This is a genomic window from Micromonospora sp. NPDC047707 (assembly GCF_040704235.1).
Taxonomy (GTDB): domain Bacteria; phylum Actinomycetota; class Actinomycetes; order Mycobacteriales; family Micromonosporaceae; genus Micromonospora.
In genome coordinates, this window is record NZ_JBEYSU010000008.1 from 59,947 (window position 1) to 79,099 (window position 19,153).

The 19,153-nt window shown below is 71.9% G+C and carries 16 protein-coding genes; 7 read left to right on the forward strand and 9 right to left on the reverse strand.

Translation table 11 applies throughout. The annotated features are described in order from the left end of the window. Position 1: 1 nt before the first annotated feature. The 4 genes from AB0873_RS11580 to AB0873_RS11595 form a co-directional block, all read right to left on the reverse strand. Complete coding sequence (locus tag AB0873_RS11580; RefSeq protein WP_366599599.1) at positions 2-2,389, reverse strand: excinuclease ABC subunit UvrA; 2,388 nt, start codon at positions 2,387-2,389, stop codon at positions 2-4. A gap of 109 nt (positions 2,390-2,498) precedes the next feature. Beyond that, positions 2,499-2,909 carry a VOC family protein gene (locus AB0873_RS11585; protein WP_155331615.1) on the reverse strand — a complete coding sequence of 137 codons (411 nt, stop codon included), beginning with the start codon at positions 2,907-2,909 and terminating at the stop codon, positions 2,499-2,501. A 5-nt stretch (positions 2,910-2,914) separates the two neighbouring features. Further along, positions 2,915-3,394, reverse strand: a complete 480-nt coding sequence (locus AB0873_RS11590; RefSeq protein WP_366599600.1) for a helix-turn-helix transcriptional regulator — start codon at positions 3,392-3,394, stop codon at positions 2,915-2,917. Positions 3,395-3,506: 112 nt separating this feature from the next. Next, positions 3,507-4,241 (reverse strand): NAD(P)H-binding protein, encoded by a 735-nt coding sequence (locus tag AB0873_RS11595; RefSeq protein ID WP_366599602.1) that lies wholly within the window; start codon positions 4,239-4,241, stop codon positions 3,507-3,509. A gap of 145 nt (positions 4,242-4,386) precedes the next feature. On the opposite strand from AB0873_RS11595, the gene AB0873_RS11600 reads away from it, so the two are divergent. Next, positions 4,387-4,875: an Rrf2 family transcriptional regulator gene (locus AB0873_RS11600; RefSeq protein ID WP_155331612.1), complete on the forward strand. Its 489-nt coding sequence runs from the start codon at positions 4,387-4,389 to the stop codon at positions 4,873-4,875. 149 nt (positions 4,876-5,024) lie between these two features. Continuing rightward, the gene (locus AB0873_RS11605) at positions 5,025-7,292 is read left to right on the forward strand and encodes a hypothetical protein (protein ID WP_366599603.1); all 2,268 of its coding nucleotides are present in this window, start codon (positions 5,025-5,027) and stop codon (positions 7,290-7,292) included. 34 nt (positions 7,293-7,326) lie between these two features. Here AB0873_RS11605 and AB0873_RS11610 read toward each other — a convergent pair whose 3' ends face one another. From AB0873_RS11610 to AB0873_RS11620, 3 genes are all read right to left on the reverse strand, one after another. After that, complete coding sequence (locus tag AB0873_RS11610; protein ID WP_366599604.1) at positions 7,327-8,514, reverse strand: low temperature requirement protein A; 1,188 nt, start codon at positions 8,512-8,514, stop codon at positions 7,327-7,329. A 135-nt stretch (positions 8,515-8,649) separates the two neighbouring features. Next, positions 8,650-9,486, reverse strand: a complete 837-nt coding sequence (locus tag AB0873_RS11615; protein WP_366599605.1) for a helix-turn-helix transcriptional regulator — start codon at positions 9,484-9,486, stop codon at positions 8,650-8,652. A 75-nt stretch (positions 9,487-9,561) separates the two neighbouring features. Beyond that, a complete protein-coding gene (locus AB0873_RS11620) occupies positions 9,562-10,491 on the reverse strand; it encodes an SDR family oxidoreductase (RefSeq protein WP_366599606.1) in 930 nt (309 codons plus the stop codon). 159 nt (positions 10,492-10,650) lie between these two features. On the opposite strand from AB0873_RS11620, the gene AB0873_RS11625 reads away from it, so the two are divergent. Both AB0873_RS11625 and AB0873_RS11630 read left to right on the forward strand, forming a co-directional pair. Then, positions 10,651-11,364 (forward strand): N(G),N(G)-dimethylarginine dimethylaminohydrolase, encoded by a 714-nt coding sequence (locus tag AB0873_RS11625; protein WP_366599607.1) that lies wholly within the window; start codon positions 10,651-10,653, stop codon positions 11,362-11,364. 5 nt (positions 11,365-11,369) lie between these two features. After that, positions 11,370-11,780 carry a VOC family protein gene (locus AB0873_RS11630; RefSeq protein WP_366599609.1) on the forward strand — a complete coding sequence of 137 codons (411 nt, stop codon included), beginning with the start codon at positions 11,370-11,372 and terminating at the stop codon, positions 11,778-11,780. A 197-nt stretch (positions 11,781-11,977) separates the two neighbouring features. On the opposite strand, the gene aceE is transcribed toward AB0873_RS11630, so the two are convergent. Both aceE and AB0873_RS11640 read right to left on the reverse strand, forming a co-directional pair. Continuing rightward, positions 11,978-14,662 carry a pyruvate dehydrogenase (acetyl-transferring), homodimeric type gene (gene aceE / locus AB0873_RS11635; protein WP_366599610.1) on the reverse strand — a complete coding sequence of 895 codons (2,685 nt, stop codon included), beginning with the start codon at positions 14,660-14,662 and terminating at the stop codon, positions 11,978-11,980. A 126-nt stretch (positions 14,663-14,788) separates the two neighbouring features. Beyond that, the gene (locus tag AB0873_RS11640; RefSeq protein WP_366599612.1) at positions 14,789-15,757 is read right to left on the reverse strand and encodes an alpha/beta hydrolase; all 969 of its coding nucleotides are present in this window, start codon (positions 15,755-15,757) and stop codon (positions 14,789-14,791) included. A 293-nt stretch (positions 15,758-16,050) separates the two neighbouring features. Between AB0873_RS11640 and AB0873_RS11645 the strand changes: the two genes are divergently transcribed. The 3 genes from AB0873_RS11645 (at position 16,051) to AB0873_RS11655 (ending at position 19,069) form a co-directional block, all read left to right on the forward strand. After that, positions 16,051-16,920: an RNA polymerase sigma-70 factor gene (locus AB0873_RS11645; RefSeq protein ID WP_366599613.1), complete on the forward strand. Its 870-nt coding sequence runs from the start codon at positions 16,051-16,053 to the stop codon at positions 16,918-16,920. Between the two features lie 77 nt (positions 16,921-16,997). Further along, the gene (locus AB0873_RS11650; protein ID WP_366599615.1) at positions 16,998-18,158 is read left to right on the forward strand and encodes an FAD-dependent oxidoreductase; all 1,161 of its coding nucleotides are present in this window, start codon (positions 16,998-17,000) and stop codon (positions 18,156-18,158) included. Beyond that, a complete protein-coding gene (locus AB0873_RS11655) occupies positions 18,155-19,069 on the forward strand; it encodes an RNA polymerase sigma-70 factor (RefSeq protein ID WP_366599616.1) in 915 nt (304 codons plus the stop codon). The genes AB0873_RS11650 and AB0873_RS11655 overlap by 4 nt, the downstream gene beginning before the upstream one ends. Positions 19,070-19,153: the final 84 nt, after the last annotated feature.

Sequence of the window (19,153 nt, forward strand, 5' to 3'; positions counted from 1 at the left end):
ACTAGGCGCCGACGTAGGCCGCGAGATGCTCGCCGGTGAGGGTGGAGCGGGCCGCGACCAGATCGGCGGGGGTGCCCTCGAAGACGATCCGGCCGCCGTCGTGGCCGGCGCCCGGGCCGAGGTCGATGATCCAGTCGGCGTGCGCCATGACCGCCTGGTGGTGCTCGATGACGATCACCGACTTGCCCGAGTCGACGAGCCGGTCGAGCAGACCGAGCAACTGCTCGACGTCGGCGAGGTGGAGGCCGCTGGTCGGCTCGTCGAGGACGTAGACGCCGCCCCTGTCGGCCATGTGGGTGGCCAGCTTGAGCCGCTGCCGCTCGCCGCCGGACAGCGTGGTGAGCGGCTGGCCGAGGCTGAGGTAGCCGAGCCCGACGTCGGCCATCCGGGACAGGATCGCGTGGGCCGCCGGGGTCTTCGCCGCGCCGGACCCGAAGAACTCGGTCGCCTCGGTCACCGACATCGCGAGCACCTCGCTGATGTCCTTGCCGCCGAACAGATAGGTGAGCACCTCCGCCTGGAACCGCTTGCCGCCGCAGTCCTCGCAGACGGTCGTGACCCCGGCCATCACCCCCAGGTCGGTGTAGATCACGCCCGCGCCGTTGCAGGTGGGGCAGGCACCCTCGGAGTTGGCGCTGAACAGCGCCGGCTTCACGCCGTTGGCCTTGGCGAACGCCTTACGGATCGGGTCGAGGAGTCCGGTGTACGTCGCCGGGTTGCTCCGCCGCGAGCCGCGGATGGGCGTCTGGTCGACCGACACGACCCCGGCGGAGGCGGGGATCGATCCGTGGATCAGTGAGCTCTTGCCGGAGCCAGCGACGCCGGTGACGACGCACAGCACCCCGAGCGGAATGTCGACGTCGACGTCCCGGAGGTTGTGGGTCGCGGCGCCGCGGATCTCCAGCGTGCCGCTCGGCTTCCGGACCGACTCCTTCAGGGCGGCCCGGTCGTCGAAGTGGCGGCCGGTGACGGTGCCGCTGGCCCGCAGGCCCTCGACGGTGCCCTCGAAGCAGACGGTGCCGCCCGCGGTTCCGGCGCCGGGGCCCAGGTCGACGACGTGGTCGGCGATCTCGATCGCCTCCGGCTTGTGCTCCACGACCAGCACCGTGTTGCCCTTGTCCCGCAGCCGCAGCAGCAGGTCGTTCATCCGCCGGATGTCGTGCGGGTGCAGCCCGACGGTGGGCTCGTCGAAGACGTAGGTGACGTCGGTGAGCGAGGAGCCGAGGTGGCGGATCATCTTGACGCGCTGCGCCTCGCCGCCCGACAGCGTGCCCGACGGCCGGTCGAGCGAGAGGTAGCCCAGCCCGATCTCCACGAACGAGTCGAGGGTCCGCACCAGCCTGGTGAGCAACGGCGCCACCGACGGCTCGTCGAGGCCACGGACCCAGTCGGCCAGGTCGCTGATCTGCAGCGCGCAGACGTCGGCGATGTTCCGCCCGTCGATCCTCGACGAACGCGCTTCCGCGCTGAGCCGGGTCCCGTCGCACTCGGGGCAGGTCGTGAACGTCACCGCCCGCTCGACGAAGGCGCGGATGTGCGGCTGCATCGCCTCGACGTCCTTGGACAGGAACGACTTCTGGATCGTCGGGATGAGCCCCGTGTACGTCAGGTTGATCCCGTCGACCTTGATCTTGGTCGGCTCCTTGTGGAGCAGGTCGTGCAGTTCCCTCTTGGTGTACCTGCGGATCGGCTTGTCGGGGTCGAAGTAGCCCGACCCGCGGAAGATGCGGCCGTACCAGCCGTCCATGCTGTAGCCGGGGATGGTGAGCGCGCCCTCGTTCAGCGACTTGCTGTCGTCGTACAGCGCGGTCAGGTCGAAATCGGTGACCGATCCGGTGCCCTCGCAGCGCGGACACATGCCGCCGAGACGGTTGAAGGTGACCTTCTCGGTCCTGGTCCTGCCGGGGCCGCGCTCGACGGTGACCCCACCGCTGGCCCGCACCGAGGGGACGTTGAACGAGTAGGCGTTGGGCCCGCCGATGTGTGGCTGTCCGAGCCGGCTGAACAGGATGCGGAGCATCGCGTTGGCGTCGGTGGCGGTGCCGACGGTGGAGCGGGGGTTGGCACCCATCCGCTCCTGGTCGACGATGATCGCGGTGGTCAGCCCTTCCAGCACGTCGACCTCGGGCCGGGTCAGCGTCGGCATGAAGCCCTGCACGAACGCGCTGTAGGTCTCATTGATCATCCGCTGCGACTCGGCGGCGATCGTACCGAACACCAGCGAACTCTTGCCGGAGCCGGACACGCCCGTGAACACCGTGAGCCGGCGCTTCGGGATCTCGACGCTGACGTCCTTGAGGTTGTTCACCCGCGCGCCGAGCACGCGGATCAGGTCGTGGCTGTCCGCGGCGTGCGTCGTCGGCGGCTGCGTCCTCGTGGCCTTGCTCATCGTGTCTCCATCTGTGACGCGGGGCCGCCGTCGCGGACGGCGACCAGGGCACCGCCGCCGACGTCGCGGCCGTGCCCCAGGGCGCCGTCCGTGCGGATCACCGGACGGCTCAGCCCAGCTCCTGGATGCGGATCATGTTGCCCGCCGGGTCGCGGAACGCGCAGTCGCGCACGCCGTACGGCTGATCGGTCGGCTCCTGGACCACCTCGGCGCCGCTGGCCGCCAGCTTCGCGAAGGTACCGTCGACGTCGGCGGTGGCCAGGTTGACGCCGAAGTAGCTGCCCTTGGCCATCAACTCGAGGATGGTGCGGCGCTCGTCATCGGTGAGACCGGGGGTGGCGGTCGGCGGGTGCAGGACGACGGACGTGTCGGGCTGGCCGGCCGGGCCGACCGTGATCCAGCGCATCCCCTGGTGTCCGACGTCACCGCGGACCTCGAAGCCGAGGGTGTCGCGGTAGAAGGCCAGGGAGGCGTCCGGGTCGGTGTGCGGAAGGAAGCTGGCGTGGATGGTGAGGTTCATGGCGGTCACGCTAGTTGCGGCTCGCCGGCCGGGGCTTCTCGATTCCTGACCGGTCTGGTCACCTGCTTCGCCACGCACGGCGGCATCCCCGCCGTCGCGCGCGCCGCCTGCTCCCGGTAGACGCTGGGCGGCACACCGACCAGCTCGGTGAAGCGGGTGCTGAAGGTGCCCAGCGACGAGCAGCCGACCGTGAAACAGACCTCCGTCACGCTGAGGTCACCGCGACGCAGCAGCGCCATCGCGCGCTCGATGCGCCGCGTCATCAGGTACGCGTACGGCGACTCCCCGTAGGCCAGCCGGAACTGGCGGCTGAGGTGCCCGGCCGACATGTTCACGCCGCGGGCCAGCGCCTCGACGTCCAGCGGCTGCGCGTACTCCCGGTCGATCCGGTCCCGGACGCGACGCAGCAGCGCCAGGTCGCGCAGGCGCTGCGGGGTGGCGGATCGGCCGGTCACGCGCACGATCGTGCCACGTCGCGCGGGCATTGCCCAGGTAGCCGGCGCCGGTGTCCCCGTGCCGTCCCGCGGCCGGTCCGCACGACGCGACCACGTCGCGCGGACCGGCCGGCGCCGTGGCGCCCCTCGCCCGCGGCCGGGGTCAGCGTCCGAGCCACTCCCGGTACGTGGTGGGCGCCAGGACAGCGCCTTCCTTCGCGGTGAGCACGTCACCCGGTACGGCGGCGAACATGCCGGCGCTGTCGTCGGTCGTGACGGTCCGCTGGTCACCGCGCGCGGCCAGCGTGATCCTGCCCAGCTCGTCGAGGGTGAAGACCTCGGGGCCGCCGACGTTCCGGGTGCCCTGAAGTGGGGCGCCCAGGCTGACGTCCGCGACGGCCTGTGCCACGTCGGCCGCGGCCATGGGCTGGACCGGGGTGGCGGGCAGGCGGACGGTGTCGTCGTCGGCGGTCCAGGAGAGCACCGCGTCGACGAACTCGAAGAACTGGGTGGCCCGGAGGATCGAGTACGGCAGCCGGCTCGCCTTGAGAATCTCCTCCTGGAGGACCTTGGCGCGGTAGTAGGCGAGGTCGGGGACCTGGTCGACGCCGAGGATGGAGAGGACGACCGTGTGACCGACGCCCTCCTGCCGGGCGGCCGCCAGCAGGTTGTCCATCGTCGTCTGGAAGAACCCGGCCGACGCCTCGTCGAAGGTCGGCGAGTTCGTCAGGTTGACGAGGACCTCGGCGCCCCGCAGCGCCTCCGGCACGCCCGCTCCGGTGAGCAGGTCGACCCCGGTGGACGGCGAGTGGGGTACCGCCTCGTGTCCGGCCGCCTGAGCGATCTTGACCACCTGTGAGCCGATCAGCCCGGTCCCACCCATGACAGCGATCTTCATGTCGTACACCTTCCCAGGTTTCTTCCCTTTTAACCGGTTTGCCCGGTCGGCCGGAATTCTCCCGCGCCTAAACTCGGACCCGTCCTGTCCGGGTACCATACTCGGACACAGGATGGCCGAGTATTCGGGTGGCTAAGGTGGGGCGATGAGGATGTCCGGCGGCGTCGAGTGGGCACTGCACTGCTGCGTCGTCCTCACCGCCAGCAAGGAACCGGTGCCCGCCGCCACGCTCGCGCAGCTGCACGACGTGTCCGGCAGCTACCTGGCCAAGCAGTTGCAGGCCCTGTCCCGCGCCGGCCTCATCCACTCGGTGCAGGGAAAGTCCGGCGGCTACGTGCTGACCCGGGCCGCGGAGAGCATCACGGTGCTCGACGTGGTCCAGGCCGTCGACGGCCCGGCGCCCGCCTTCGTCTGCACGGAGATCCGTCAGCGCGGCCCGTTGGCGGCCCCGGCCGCCGCCTGCACGGCGCCCTGCCCGATCGCGCGGGCGATGGGAGCGGCGGAGGAGGCCTGGCGGCAGGCGCTCGCGACGGTCACGATCGCCGATCTCGCTCGCGACGTCACCGCCGACTACGGCCCCGAGGTCATGCCCGGCATACAGGCCTGGCTCACCGGCAGCAGGAAGACCGCCTGACCGGCTCGGGCGTCGCGACGACCGGCACCGGATCTTCCCAGGGTTAGTGCCGGTCGGGCCGGGTAGACGCGACTGCCACGCGGGCGGACCGGGGACCATCCTCGGACCCCGTCCGCGTTTGGGACTGCCGAGATGTTCTCGGAGGGTCGATGTCAGACGGGCCAGCGGGACCGCGCGGGCCGGCGCGGCCGGATGACGTGGTCGAGCTGCGGGTGCACGGGGTCTCCGCCCCGAGCGCCGCCCAGGTGCTGGCCCGCCCGCTCGTGCACCAGGTCGCGGGGGATCGCAGCGCGGGCTTCTTCCGGCCCCGACCCCCCTGCGCGGAGGTCACCGGCCCGAGCGGGCTGACGACCGTCGAGGCGTACCGGTGGAGTGACCTGCCCTCCGGCACCGCGGTCCGGACCCTGTCGCTGCTGTTCCTGCTGCCGTTCATGCTGCTCAACGTGGCGGTCTGGATGCGACCGGGAGACCCGCCCTCCGACGCCGTGGTCAGGTCCCTGTGCCGGGTGCTGGGCCTCTCCCTGACCGTGCTCTTCGTGCTGGCCGCCACCGGCATCGCGCTGGATCTGGTCGCCTGGCAGTGCATGTCGTCCCCGGCCTGCCTGTCCGGCCGCAACTGGTTGTCCTGGCTGGGTGAGCGACCGGCCGGGTTGCGGTTGGCGGTGCTCTCGCTGGTCCCGGCCGCCGCCATCGGTCTGATCTGGTGGGGCAGCACCCGCCCGGGACGGGCGTTCACCGCGTTCCGTCCGCCGGAAGGCACGGCGTCCCGGCACCCGCTCAGCACAGTCGGCCAGTGGGAGGCCGAGCCGCTGGTGGGACGGTTGCGCTCCATCCACATCGCTGCCGCGTTCGCCACCCTGGACGTCAGCCTGCTCGCGGCGCGGGCGGCACAGGGCGCCTCGGCCGCCACCGTCGTGTTGGCGGTGGCAACGGCGGCCGTCCTGGCGACCTGTGTCGCCCTGCTCTGCACTCCCCCGCTGATCGATCAGGCACCCGCGAACCGGCAGCTCGACCGGGCCGCCCGCGTGCTGCGGATGATCGCCATCGGTCTCACGATCGTGGTCCCCGCCCACCTTCTCGCCGCGCCGACGCGCTGGCACGAAGGGGGTGGCCTGCCCGGCTACGGGTCGACCCTCACCTGCCTGTTCGTCGCTCACTTCGGGCTGCTGGCCGGCCTGGCGGCCGTGCTGCTGTTCAGCCGGGGCCGGCAGCCGGGTCGCCAGCCGCTCATCGGGCTGGGCACGCTGGCGGCCGCGGCCACCGCCACCGGTATCGCGGTCGCGTTCTCCGCCGAGATCGTCCACGTGGCGGCCGACTTCCTGGACCGCAGCGCGGCAACCGCCGAAGGCATGGTCCCCCGCGCGCCCCGGGCGTACACCTGGGCGATCTACGGGTTCTTCCGGGCGGCGCTGATCACGCTGGTCGTCGCCGGCCTGGTGACCCTGATCTCCCGGCCCGGCCGCTCGCGCACGGCGGCCGCGATCGTCGCGCGCGACTTCCCGGACGCCCCCGCGGAGGCCATGCCCCGGCTGCGGCAGGTGCAGCAGGCGATCGTCCGGGCCCGCTTCACCGAACGGCTGTTCCCGCTCGCCGTGCTCTACGCCGGCCTCATCGGGCTCGGCGCGGCAACCACCGCGATCGACCTGCTGGCGCTGTATCCCGGCGACGCCCTCGAGCGGAACGTCCAGGTGCCCGCCGGCCTGGTCGACTTCGCCATCCGGTTGGGCGGCTACACGATCGCGGCGACCATGCTCGGCCTGGTCGTCGGCGGAATCTTCGCCTACCGGACCGCCGCGTTCCGGCGCCACGTCGGCGTCCTCTGGGACCTGGCCACCTTCTGGCCCCGCGCCGCCCATCCCTTCGCGCCGCCCTGCTACGCCGAACGGGCCGTGCCGGAGCTGGCACGACGCATCACCTACCTGGTCGGAAGCGGCAACGCGGTCCTGATCGCCGGGTACAGCCACGGCTCGGTACTGGTCGCCGCCACCATCCTCCAACTGCCGCCCCAGGTCAGCGGCCGGGTCGCCCTGCTCACCTACTGCTCACCACTGCGCCGGTTCTACGCCCGCCTCTTCCCGGCCTACATCGACGACGACATGATGCAGGAGGTGGGTGATCGGGTCGGCTGGCGATGGCTGAACCTGTGGCGCGACACCGACGGCATCGGCGGATGGATCTTCTCGCCCCACCGGCCGGACGAGCCGGTCACCGTGACCGGTCCGGGCGCGACGGTGGACCGCCGCCTGCGGGACCCCGGCGACCTGGTGGCCCCACCCGGCGACAGTGTCCCCCCACCGATCAAGGGACACTGGCCCTACGAGGACGAGCCCTTCACCGAGGCGACCAGGGAGCTGGCCGAGCGTCTCCGCGAGCCGACGGATCCCGGGCCGGATCCGGCCGACCGGGCCGGACCATGAGTTCCGACGCGACGAGGTGATCGGGCCGCCGCCGTTACGGCCGTGCGCCGCGCAGCGACAGGGGCTCCGGTGGGTGCCGTCGGGCACGGGCCGCGTCGGCGGCGGCGACGCCGGCGAGTACGGCGGTCGCGGCGACACCGGACAGCAGCGGCGGCACGTGCGGCATCGCGGGTGCCAGGGCGGCCAACGCGAGCAGCCCGGTCAGCCGGCTCCGGGAGACGCGGGCGAAGACCACGTACTCGAAGGTGGCCCGCCCGGCGAGGAACAGCGCGGGACCGCCGAGCACGACGGCGGCCCAGGCCGGCCGACTGTGCCCGAGTGGGTGCGCGATGACGAGTTCGGCGCCCACGGACGTGACCACGACGCCGGCCACCATGGTCAGGTGGGTGTGGAAGGCGAATCGCGCGCGCCGGGCCGGGTCGGGGGCCGCGGCGATGGCCGCGGACAGCAACTCCCCGGCGCGGAAGATGTAGATCCGCCACAGCAGCACGGCAGTGGTGATCGACACGAGGAAGGCCACGGTCCGGTAACCGGTGAAGCCGGTGCCGCGCATCGTCAGCCCGGCCAACAGGATCAACTCACCCAGCGCGATGATGTAGAACTGCCGGTACCGCTCGGCCAGATGCTCGGCGGCGCTCGGCAGCTGGGCGGCGGGCGTGCGGCCGATTCCGGGCGTGGGGTGCCGCAACACGTAGGCGGCGTAGTCCAGGGCCACCGCCAGGGTCCACAACGCACCGCGTGCCGGACCGTGCACGAGCGCCCCGGCGATCCACGGCAGCGCGGACAGGCCGAACCAGAACAGTCCCCGGATCGTGCTGCGTCGAAGGTCGTGACCCCGCAGAGCGATCACCAGGAAAAGGTCGCGACCGATGTGGATGGCGACGTACACACCTGCGAAGACCAGACCCTGCGTGCCGAACGCGTCCGGTAGCGCGACCGCCATCATCAGGGCACCGACCATCATCGCGATGGTCAGCATCTGGATCGCGGGGCGGTGCGGGTCGAACAACTCGGTGATCCACGCCGTGGTGAACCAGACCCACCACACGGCCAGCAGCAACACCGACGCCTGGAATGCACCGCTCCACGTGAGGTGCTGGACCAGCGCGTACGAGAGCTGCGCGAGCGCGAAGACGAAAGCCAGGTCGAAGAACAGCTCCAGGAATGTCGCCTGCGACGCCCCGGGCCGCCGCAACAGCCCGTCCGCCCTGCTGGTCGTCATGCGCTCGCCTGTCCTGCCGGTTCCGCCGGGCAGAAGCAGTAATACCACGCTTGTCAGAGCTACCACCGCAAACCGGAGGAACGACCGGCGACAGGCGTCCTGCGCTCCCTCCGAGCCCGTCGCCGTCCCGGCCGGTCAGAGCTGCTGGCCGGCGACGACCGCGAGGAGCCGCAGCTTCTCGTGGCTCTCGCTCCCCGGTGTGGCGGTGAAGACCTGCAACGACTGGGACTGATCGGGGTCGACGAGGATCTGGCAGTGCAGTTCGAGGAGGCCGACCTGCGGATGCTGGATCCGCTTCAGGCCGCAGTACGGCCCGGGCACCGGATGCTCCCGCCACAGCTCGGTGAATTCCGGGTTGCGGACGAGCAGCGACTCGACGATCTCCCCGGCCCGCGAGTCCCTCCCGTCCCGGGTGTACGCGCGGTGCAGGTCGGCCGCGATGAGGCGGCTGTGCCCGGGATGGTCCTCGGCGGCATAGTGGCGCCGGGCGTCCGGGTCGGTGAACCAGCGGTAGTGCAGGCTGCGGGCCAGGCCGGTGTACGCGGTCTCGTCGCCGAGCAGGGCCCTGGCGAGCCGGGTCTGCCGCAGCGTCTCGCCGAGGTCGCTCACCACCTGGGCGGCGGCGTCACCGAGGCCGTCGAAGATGCGCATCATCCCCGGGTTGAGGTGGTCGACGCGCCGGACGCGCCGCGGTGTCGGGTACCCGCCGAGGCGGAACAGGTGGTCCCGTTCCTCCAGGGAGAGCCGCAGGCCGCGAGCGATCGCGGCGAGCATCTGCTCGGACGGGTACGGGCCGCGCTGCTGCTCGATCCGGCTGTAGTAGTCGGTCGACATGTCGCTGAGGGCGGCGACCTCCTCGCGACGCAGCCCCCCGGTGCGCCGCCGTCGCTGCCCCCGGGGCAGCCCGACGTCCTCCGGTTGCAGCGCCTCACGCCGGGTACGGAGGAAGTCGGCGAGTCGGGCGCGGTCCATGGTGCCTCCTGGTGCGGTGGTGCCGTCGGTCGTGGTCGACGCGGCCGGCCGGGGGCGCGTCCCCGGCCCGCGTCCTCATCCGGCGAACTCGACCTGGGCCAGCTGTTCCGAGACGGTCCAGAGCCGGGCCGCGTCCGCGTCATTGCGGGCCGAGCGGTACACGGCGAGTTCGGTCGGGCCGCCGGTGAACTGGCCGAGGCCGTCGGGGCCGTAGAACCGGCCGCCCCGGGCCTGCGGATGGGTGGCCGCGTACAGGGCGGGTAGGAGGCCGGCGTCGACGGTCTGGACGAGGACGCCCCAGCGGAGCAGGCGCCGCAGGACCGCTTCGTGCGGGGACGGGCGGGAACGCCCCAGGTTCGGACCGGCGGCGTACAGGTTGGTCATCGTGGTGCCCGGGTGGGCGACGTTGCTGCTGATGCCCCAGCCGGCGGCCCGGCTGCGGCGGTCCAGTTCGAGGCCGAAGTGCAGGGTGGCCAGCTTCGAGAGGTTGTACGCCCGGACCGCCGAGTACTTCCGCTCGCCCTGCAGGTCCGTCCAGTCGATCTTGGCGTAGCGGGCCGCGCTGCTCGACATCGTGGTGACCCGCGCCTGCCCAGCCCGCAGCAGCGGCAGCAGGCCGGCGGTCAGCGCCACGTGGCCGATGTGGTTCGTCCCGAACTGCAGTTCCATGCCGTCCCCGGTGACGTGCCGGATCGGCGGGGCCATCACCCCGGCATTGTTGATCAGGACGTGGACGGGGCGACCCTCGTCGCGCATCCCGTCGGTGAATGCCCGGATCGAGGCGAGTGAGGCGAGGTCGAGGTTCCGGACGGAGACGGTGCTCCCGGACGCCGCCGCCCGTACCGTCTCGGCCGCCGCGGCACCTTTGTCCGGGTTACGAACCGGAAGTACCACCTCGGCGCCGGCCTCCGCCAGGCGACGGGCCAGGCCGAGGCCGAGGCCGTCGCTGCCGCCGGTCACCACGGCCAGCTTTCCGGTCAGTTCGGGCACGGTCACGCTCTTCACAACAACTCCCTGGTAGACGGTGTTTCCGCGAACGGAAACCACCGTCACACCGGCGTCGGCGGGCAGCCAGGTCACGCGTGTCCAGGGATCGAGAGGCCCTGGATGTCGGTGCCCGCTTCGTCGCTTGAGCTCACCGACGGCGCACGGCAGACTCGGGGCATGACGCGAGGCACCGCCCTGGTCCGGCGACCGAGCGCCCGGCTGGCCGAAGGGCTGGTCACCCACATCGAGCGCACGGACGTGGAGGTCGAGCGAGCCCGGCGTCAGCACGACGCGTACCGGGCCGCGCTCGCCGACGCCGGCTGGCAGGTGCACGAGGTCTCCCCCGCCGACCACTGCCCCGACTCGGTGTTCGTCGAGGACACCATCGTGGTCTACGACGACCTCGCGGTGATCACCCGGCCGGGAGCGCCGCAGCGCCGCCCGGAGACCGCCGGCAACGAGAAGGCGGTACGCGAGGCCGGGCTGGAGGTCGTGCGCGTCGCGGCTCCCGGGACGCTGGACGGCGGCGACGTGCTGCAGGTCGGCAGCACCGTGTACGTGGGCGAAGGGGGCCGCACCAACGGCGGGGGCATCGCCCAGCTGGATGCGCACCTGGCGACCCGGGGGCGCACGGTGCTCCCGGTCCCGCTGCGCGACGTGCTGCACCTCAAGTCGGCGGTGACCGCACTGCCCGACGGCACCTTGCTCGCGCTGCCCGACCTGTCCGACCCGACCGGGCTCCGCCTGACCTCCGTCCACCGCGCCGACGCGAGCAACGCAGTGGTCCGGGAGCGCGCCGCGGTGGGGCTGGCCGGGATGGAGCGGCACCCGGCCGAGACCGGATCGATCAGGAAGAGAGAAGCCCTGGCCCGGGAGCCGCGCCTAGCATGATCGTCATGGACATCACCATTCACACGAGCTTCCTCCCGCATGACGACCCGGACGCATCGCTGGCCTTCTACCGCGACGCCCTCGGCTTCGAGGTCCGCAGCGACGTCGGGCAGGGCAATATGCGCTGGATCACGGTCGGCCCCGCCGGTCAGCCCGACACGTCCATCCTGCTGGCGCCGCCGGCCGCCGACCCCGGCGTCACCGAGGACGAGCGCCGCACCATCGCCCAGATGATGGCCAAGGGCACCTACGGCTGGATCCTGCTGGCCACCCGGAACCTCGACGAGACGTTCGACAAGGTGCAGGCCGCCGACGCCGAGGTGGTCCAGGAGCCGACCGAGCAGCCGTACGGAATCCGCGACTGCGCCTTCCGCGATCCCGCCGGCAACCTGGTGCGCATCCAGGAGCTTCGCTGAGCCGGGAGGTCTCTCATGTGTCACCCCTCGTGGGGGCGCGCACGCGCCGAGGCGCAGCGCCTCGGCGATCTCGCGCGGCAACCGCCCTCTGCTGTGTCACCGCCAGCCGCTCGGCCCGGCCGCCGGTCCGGAGACGGCAGCCGGGTGGACCCGACCGATGACCGACGGAGCCCGTCCCGTGCAGGATGGGCTCCGTCTCAGCCGATTCCGTACCGCTCGCGCGCCTCCTGAACGGTCTCGGGCTTGACCTCGCCGCGCCGGGCCAGGGCCGCGAGGGCCGCGACCACGACCGACTGCGGGTCGACCCCGAAGTGACGACGGACGGCCTCGCGGGTGTCGGAGAGGCCGAAGCCGTCGGTGCCGATCGAATGCCAGTCCTGCGGCACCCACTGGCTGATCTGGTCCGGGACGGCCCGCATCCAGTCGCTGACGGCGAGCACCGGTCCAGGTGCGCCGTCCAGCGCCCGGGTGACGTAGGGGATCCGGTCCTCGCCCTTGAGCAGCGCCGCGTCACAGTCCAGGGCGTCGCGGCGCAGTTCGCTCCAGGAGGTGACGGACCACAGGTCGGCCGCCACGTTCCAGTCGGCGGCGAGCAGCCGCTGGGCCTCCAGGGCCCAGTGGATGGCGGTGCCGGAGGCGAGCAGTTGCAGACGCGGGGCGTCCGCCGCCACCTGCTGCGGGTCCGCCTCCCGGAACCGGTAGATGCCCTTGAGGATGCCCTCCTCGACGGCCGGGCCCGGCGGCATGGGCGGCTGGATCTTCGCCTCGTTGTAGACGGTGAGGTAGTAGAAGATGTCCTCCGCGTCCGGCCCGTACATCCGGCGTAGACCGTCGCGGACGATCACGGCGATCTCGTAGGCGAACGCCGGGTCGTAGGCGATCGCCGCCGGGTTGGTGGAGGCGATCAGGTGGGAGTGGCCGTCCGCGTGTTGCAGGCCCTCGCCGGTCATGGTCGTCCGGCCGGCGGTGGCACCGATGAGGAAGCCACGGCCGAGCTGGTCGGCGAGCGCCCACATCTGGTCGGCGGTCCGCTGCCAGCCGAACATGGCGTAGAAGATGTAGAAGGGGATCATCGGCTCGCCGTGGGTCGCGTACGACGTGGCGGCGGCGGTGAAGTCGGCCATCGAACCGGCCTCGGTGATGCCCTCGTTGAGGATCTGCCCGTTCGTGGCTTCCTTGTAGTACAGGAGCGTGTCGCGGTCGACCGGGTCGTAGGTCTGGCCGCGCGGCGAGTAGATCCCGGCCGTCGGGAAGAGCGACTCCATGCCGAAGGTACGCGCCTCGTCCGGGACGATCGGCACCCAGCGCCGGCCGGTCTCCGGATCCCGCATCAGGTCCTTGACCAGGCGGACGAAGGCCATGGTCGTCGCGATCTCCTGGTTGCCGGATCCCTTGGCCAGGGTTTCGAAGGGCTTGGCGGGCGGCCGGGGCAGCGCCACCGGGTGGACCCGGCGGGCCGGGGCCGGTCCGCCCAGCGTGGCCCGACGCTCGTGGAGATAGCGGACCTCCGGCGAGTCGGCGCCCGGGTGGGCGTACGGCATCACCTCGTCGTCGAGCCGGTGGTCGGGAATGGGGAGTTCGAGGCGGTCGCGCAGCGCGCGGAACTCGTCACCGGTCAGCTTCTTCATCTGGTGGTTGGCGTTGCGTGACTCGAAGCCGGAGCCGAGCGTCCAACCCTTGACCGTCTGCGCGAGGATCACGGTCGGCGCGCCCCGGTGCTCGACCGCGGCCCGGTAGGCGGCGTACACCTTGCGTGGCTCGTGGCCCGCCCGGGAGGAGTGGAAGCACTCGGCGATCTTGGCGTCGGTGAGCACCTTCGCCATCTCGACGAGCGCCGGGTCGGCGCCGAAGAAGTGGTCCCGGATGTAGGCGACGTCCCGGGCGGCGTACGTCTGGAACTGCCCGTCGGGGACCTCCCGCAGCCGGCGTACGAGCGCGCCCGTGGTGTCGAGCGCGAACAGGTCGTCCCAGGCCGTGCCCCACAGCGACTTGACCACGTTCCAGCCCGCCGCGCGGAACTGGGCCTCCAGCTCCTGGACGATCTTGGAGTTGGCGCGGACCGGCCCGTCGAGCCGCTGGAGGTTGGCGTTGATGACGAAGGTGAGGTTGTCCAGGCCTTCGCGACCGGCGAGGGCGAGTGCGGCGGTCGACTCGGGCTCGTCCATCTCGCCGTCGCCGAGGAACGCCCACACCCGCGAGGCGGAGGTGTCCTTGATGCCACGGTGCTGCAGATAGCGGTTGAACCGTGCCTGGTAGACCGCGGACAGCGGACCCAGGCCCATCGACACGGTCGGGAACTCCCACAGCCACGGGAGCCGGCGCGGGTGCGGGTAGGAGGGAAGGCCGTCGCCGCCCGCCTCCTGCCGGAACCGGTCGAGGTGGCCCTCGGTGAGCCGCCCGTCCAGGAAGGCGCGGGCGTAGATACCGGGCGAGGCATGGCCCTGGATGTAGAGCTGGTCGCCGGAGCCGTCGGCCTCCTTACCCCGGAAGAAGTGCTGGAAGCCGGTCTCGTAGAGCCAGGCGGCGGAGGCGAAGGTGGCGATGTGGCCGCCCAGGCCCCGGCGGCTGCCGCGGCTCACCATCGCGGCGGCGTTCCAGCGGTTCCAGGCGGTGATGCGCCGTTCCATCTCCTCGTCGCCGGGGAACTCCGGCTCGGCGGCGGTCGGGATGGTGTTGAGGTACTCGGTCTCCAGCAGCTTGGGCAGCACGAGGCCGGAGCGCTCGGCGTGTTCGACAGTGCGGCGCACCAGGTACGAGGCGCGGTTCGGCCCGGCCGCCGCGGTGACGGCGTCGAGCGAGGCCGCCCACTCGGCGGTCTCCTCGGGGTCGCGGTCCGGGATCTGATCGAGGGCGCTCGGCTGGTTACGTCCGATGTCGGTCATGGCAGGTCACCTTCCGACGGTTCCGGACCTCCCGCCGCCCGGGCGGAAGGTCGACACGATGGGACTGGGGAGCTGCCGGCCGGGGATACTCCGGCCGGCGGCTCCCGGCGACGGGACGTGGGAGTACTAGGACCTGGGAGCGCCGGACGCGTGCGCGTCCCGGTACGGGGCCAGGAACGTGGTCAGCGTGGCCAGCATCTCGTCCGGGGCCTGCTCGGCGAGCCAGTGCCCGGCACCGGGGATGACCACGGTCCGCACGTCGTTCGCGGCGGCCTCCATCGCGTGGCCGGCGTGGTCACCCCAGCTCTTCTCGCCGCCGATGCCGAGCACCGGCATCGTCAGCGGCAGGGTCTTGCGCTGCTCGTTCTGCGCCAGGGTGGCGTCCCACGCCCGGTACAGCCCGAAGCTGCCCCGCAGCACCTCCGGATCCGAGTACACGCCGACGTAGTACTTCACGACGTGCTCCGGCAGCGGCTCGCCACCCTGGATCGCGAACTCGTAGCCGTAGAAGATGTCCTCCCGGCCCCGGACCAGCTTCTCGGTCAACTCGTCGTCGACCCGGTTGAACGGGATGTGCCACACCCGGTTGTTGACCGCCGCCGGCACGAACAGCGGCGGCGCCGGCGCCACCCCGGGCGGCCCCGGGATCTCGGCGAGGGCCACCCGCTCGACCCGGTGCGGATAGTCCGCGGCCAGGGCGTACCCGATGATGTAGCCGGTGTCGTGGCCGACCACGGCGAACCGCTCGTGACCCAACGCGTCCATCAACGCCGCCAGGTCGTTGGCCAGCGTCGCGCTGTCGTAGCCGTCCCGAGGCTTGTCGGTCAGCCCGATGCCCCGCTGGTCCGGCACGATGACCGTGAAGTCCCGCGCCAGGGCCGGCATCACCAGACGCCACGCGTACCAGTTCTCCGGCCACCCGTGCACCAGCAGCAACGGCGGACCCTCACCACCGACCACCACATGCTGGCGAATCCCACCGGCCTCCACGTACCGGCTGCTGAACGTGTCGGTGAACCCGGCCGGAAGCTGCGGCGCCTGCGAAACCGAGCCGGGGCCCTCCGCGACGGGGAACCGGCTGAAAGATGAACTCACGACGTCTCCTTCTCACCACACTCGGCGAATCGGTACCGGATCGGTGCTTCGTCCTGCGCCTTTCGGCTTCGTCGGCGAGTTGCCCCGCCCTGTTCACCATCAAGGACCAGGTGACCCGGGGATCCGTGACAGCCCGGCCCGACGCCCAGATGGCGATTCGAATCACGGAACGGGTATGCCGGTCGCTGAGGCGGCAACCGGCACGCTGGAATCAGGTGGACGACAAGAATCCGACACTACCGACAGCCCGTGACTTGTGGGAGGAAAGGGACGTCATGCCCCACGGCGAGGTCTTGACGGATGCGGTGCGGGCCTTCGACGCCGTCCGGCCCCGCCTGTTCGGCATCGCATACCGGATGCTCGGCACCGTCCAGGACGCCGAGGACACCGTCCAGGACACCTGGCTGCGGTGGCAGCACACGGACCGGAGCGCGGTGCGGGACGCGACAGCCTTCCTCGTCACCACGACGACCAGGCTCGCCCTGAACGCGGCCACATCGGCGCGTGCCCGGCGGGAGTCCTACGTCGGCCCGTGGCTTCCCGAGCCCGTCCAGACGTCGCTCGACCCGGCGGACCGAGCGGAGCAGGGCGAAGCCGTCGGCCTCGCGTTGCTCCTCCTGCTGCAGCGACTGACCCCGACCGAGCGCGCCGTGTACGTGCTCCGCGAGGCCTTCGACTACTCCTTCCGGCAGATCGCCGAGGTCCTCGACATCACCGAGGCGAACGCCCGGCAGCTCGGGCGCCGGGCGCGTACCCACCTCGCGGAGGAACGGCACATGCCGGTCGCCCCCGCCGATCACGGCCGGCTGCTCCACGCCTTCCTCGGCGCCGCCCGCTCCGGCGATCTCGGCCGGCTGGAGAAGCTGCTCGTGAACGACGTCGTGTCCTACGCCGACAGCGGTGGCCTCGTCAGCGCGGCACGGGTGCCGGTCACCGGCCGGGCCAACGTCGCCCGCTACCTCGTCGGTCTCGTGCGAAAGTACGGCGCGGGCGTCTCGCTGGACGTCGTCGAGTCCAACGGCCAGGAAGCCGTCCTCGTCCGCCGGGCGGGGTCCGCCGTCGCGCTCTGCGCGATCGACGCGTCGCCCGAGGGGATCGCCCGGGTGTTGATCATCCTCAACCCGACCAAACTCGCCCGGTTCGGCCCGCACGCCGCCTTGTGATCCACGTCACCCCGCTTCACGGCCGGCGTTCGCCCCCTCGTCTCGTGGTCGTCATCACCGCGAGAAGGAGCAGGGACATGAACAGGATCGTGATTCTCGGCGCGGGATACGCGGGCATGGCCGCGACCGTCAGCCTGGCCGCTCGCACCGCCCGCCGCGACGACGTGCACATCACCGTCGTCAACGCGGACGATCGGTTCACCGAGCGCCTGCGGTTGCACCAGACCGCCTCCGGGCAGCAGTTGGCCGACCTGCGCATCTCGCACCTGCTGGACGGCACCGGGGTGGAGTTCGCGCGCGGCCGGGTCACCGGCGTGGACGCCGACGCGCGTACCGTCCGCACCGACGACGGGCGGTCGCTGGAGTACGACCGACTGGTCTACGCGCTCGGCGCGGTCGCCGACACCGCCGCCGTACCCGGTGTGGACGACCATGCGTACACCCTGAACAGCGCGTACGACGCCGAACTCCTGGCGCGGCGGCTGGCCGACCTGGGCACCGGAACCCTGGCCGTGTGCGGCAGCGGGCTGACCGGCGTCGAGGCGGCGGCCGAGATCGCCGAACGGCACCCCGACCTGGACGTGGTGCTCGTCGGCCGGCAGGAGCCGGGGTCGACGATGGGACCGAAGGCGAAGGCGTACGTGCGGGGCGCGCTCGCGCGGCTCGGCGTACGCGTCCTGAGCGGCGTCGAGATCACCAAGGTACGGCCCGAGGCGGTGGATCTCGCCGGTAGGGACAGCGTCCCGGCCGACCTGGTGCTGTGGACCAGCGGGGTGCGGGTGTCGCCGCTGGCGGCCGCGGCGGGTCTGCGGGTCGACGAGCGGGGCAGGATCGTCACCGACCACGCGCTGCGGTCGGTGTCGCATCCGCAGGTGTACGCGATCGGTGACGCGGCCGCCATCCGGCAGCGCTACGGGACCATGCACGGCACCTGCCAGAGCGGCATGCCGACCGGCGTGCACGCCGCGCTGTCGATCGCGCGGGAGCTGACCGGCCGGCGGCCGGGACGGTTCCGGTTCGGCTATCTCCACGTCCCGGTCAGCCTGGGCCGGCGCGACGCGGTCGTCCAGTTCACCCGTCCCGACGACAGCCCCGGGAGGCTCTGCCTGACCGGCCGCGCGGCGGTCTGGTACAAGGAGACGGTGAGCTCGTCGCCGTGGCCGTCGTTCGTCCGGCTGAAGACGTTCCCGTCGGCGGGCTCGTTCGCGTGGCGTCGCGGCGGCCGGTACACGCGATGACGTCCGACCGGCGTGGGCAGGTGTTCGACGACCATCGGAACCTGCTGTTCTCCGTGGCGTACCGCGTCCTGGGCACCGCGGCCGATGCCGAGGACGCGGTCCAGGACGCCTGGCTGAGGTGGTCGGCGGCCGACCGGTCGCAGGTGGCCGACCCCAAGGCGTATCTGGTGCGGATCGTGTCGAACCTGGCACTCGACCGGTTGCGGTCGGCCCGGGCCCGGCGGGAGACGTACGTCGGCCCGTGGCTTCCCGAGCCGATCCTGACCAGCACCGACACCGCCGACGACGTGGCCGCCACGGACGCGCTGTCGATGGCCCTGCTCGTGGTGCTGGAGACGCTGACCCCGCTGGAGCGCGCGGTGTTCGTGCTGACGGAGGCCTTCGGCTTCAGCTACGCCGAGATCGCCGAGGCCGTCGAGCGCTCGGAGGACGCCGTACGCCAGGCCGCGCACCGCGCCCGCGGGCACGTGCAGGCCCGGCGGCCCCGCTTCCCGGCCGACCGCGCGCGGCAGGCGCAGGTCACCGAGCGCTTCCTCGCCGCCGCCACCGGCGGCGACATCAACATGCTGATGCAGATGCTCGCGCCGGACGTGACGCTGTGGACCGACGGTGGCGGCAAGGTCCGCCAGGCCATGCACCCGGTCACCGGCGCGGACCGGGTCGCCGCCTGGTTCGCGGGCATCGCCACCCGCCCCTACCAGGGCGTGGAGCCCGCCGACATGGTCGTCGAGCTGGTCGAGCTGAACGGCCGGCCGGGCATCGTGTTCAGCGGCGGTGGCCGCGTCATCGCCACGCTGACCCTCGACCTCGACGAGGACGGCCGCATCGCGGGCATCCACAACGTGGCCAACCCCGACAAGCTCCACGCCGTCGCCGCCCGGACCGTCCACCGCCTCGAAACCGGCCCCTGACCAGGTCCGCGGGCCCGACGGAGGCGGCCCGACCAGGGACGGCATGGCCAAAAACTCTTGTGGGGTTCCTACAAACTGCGCCGC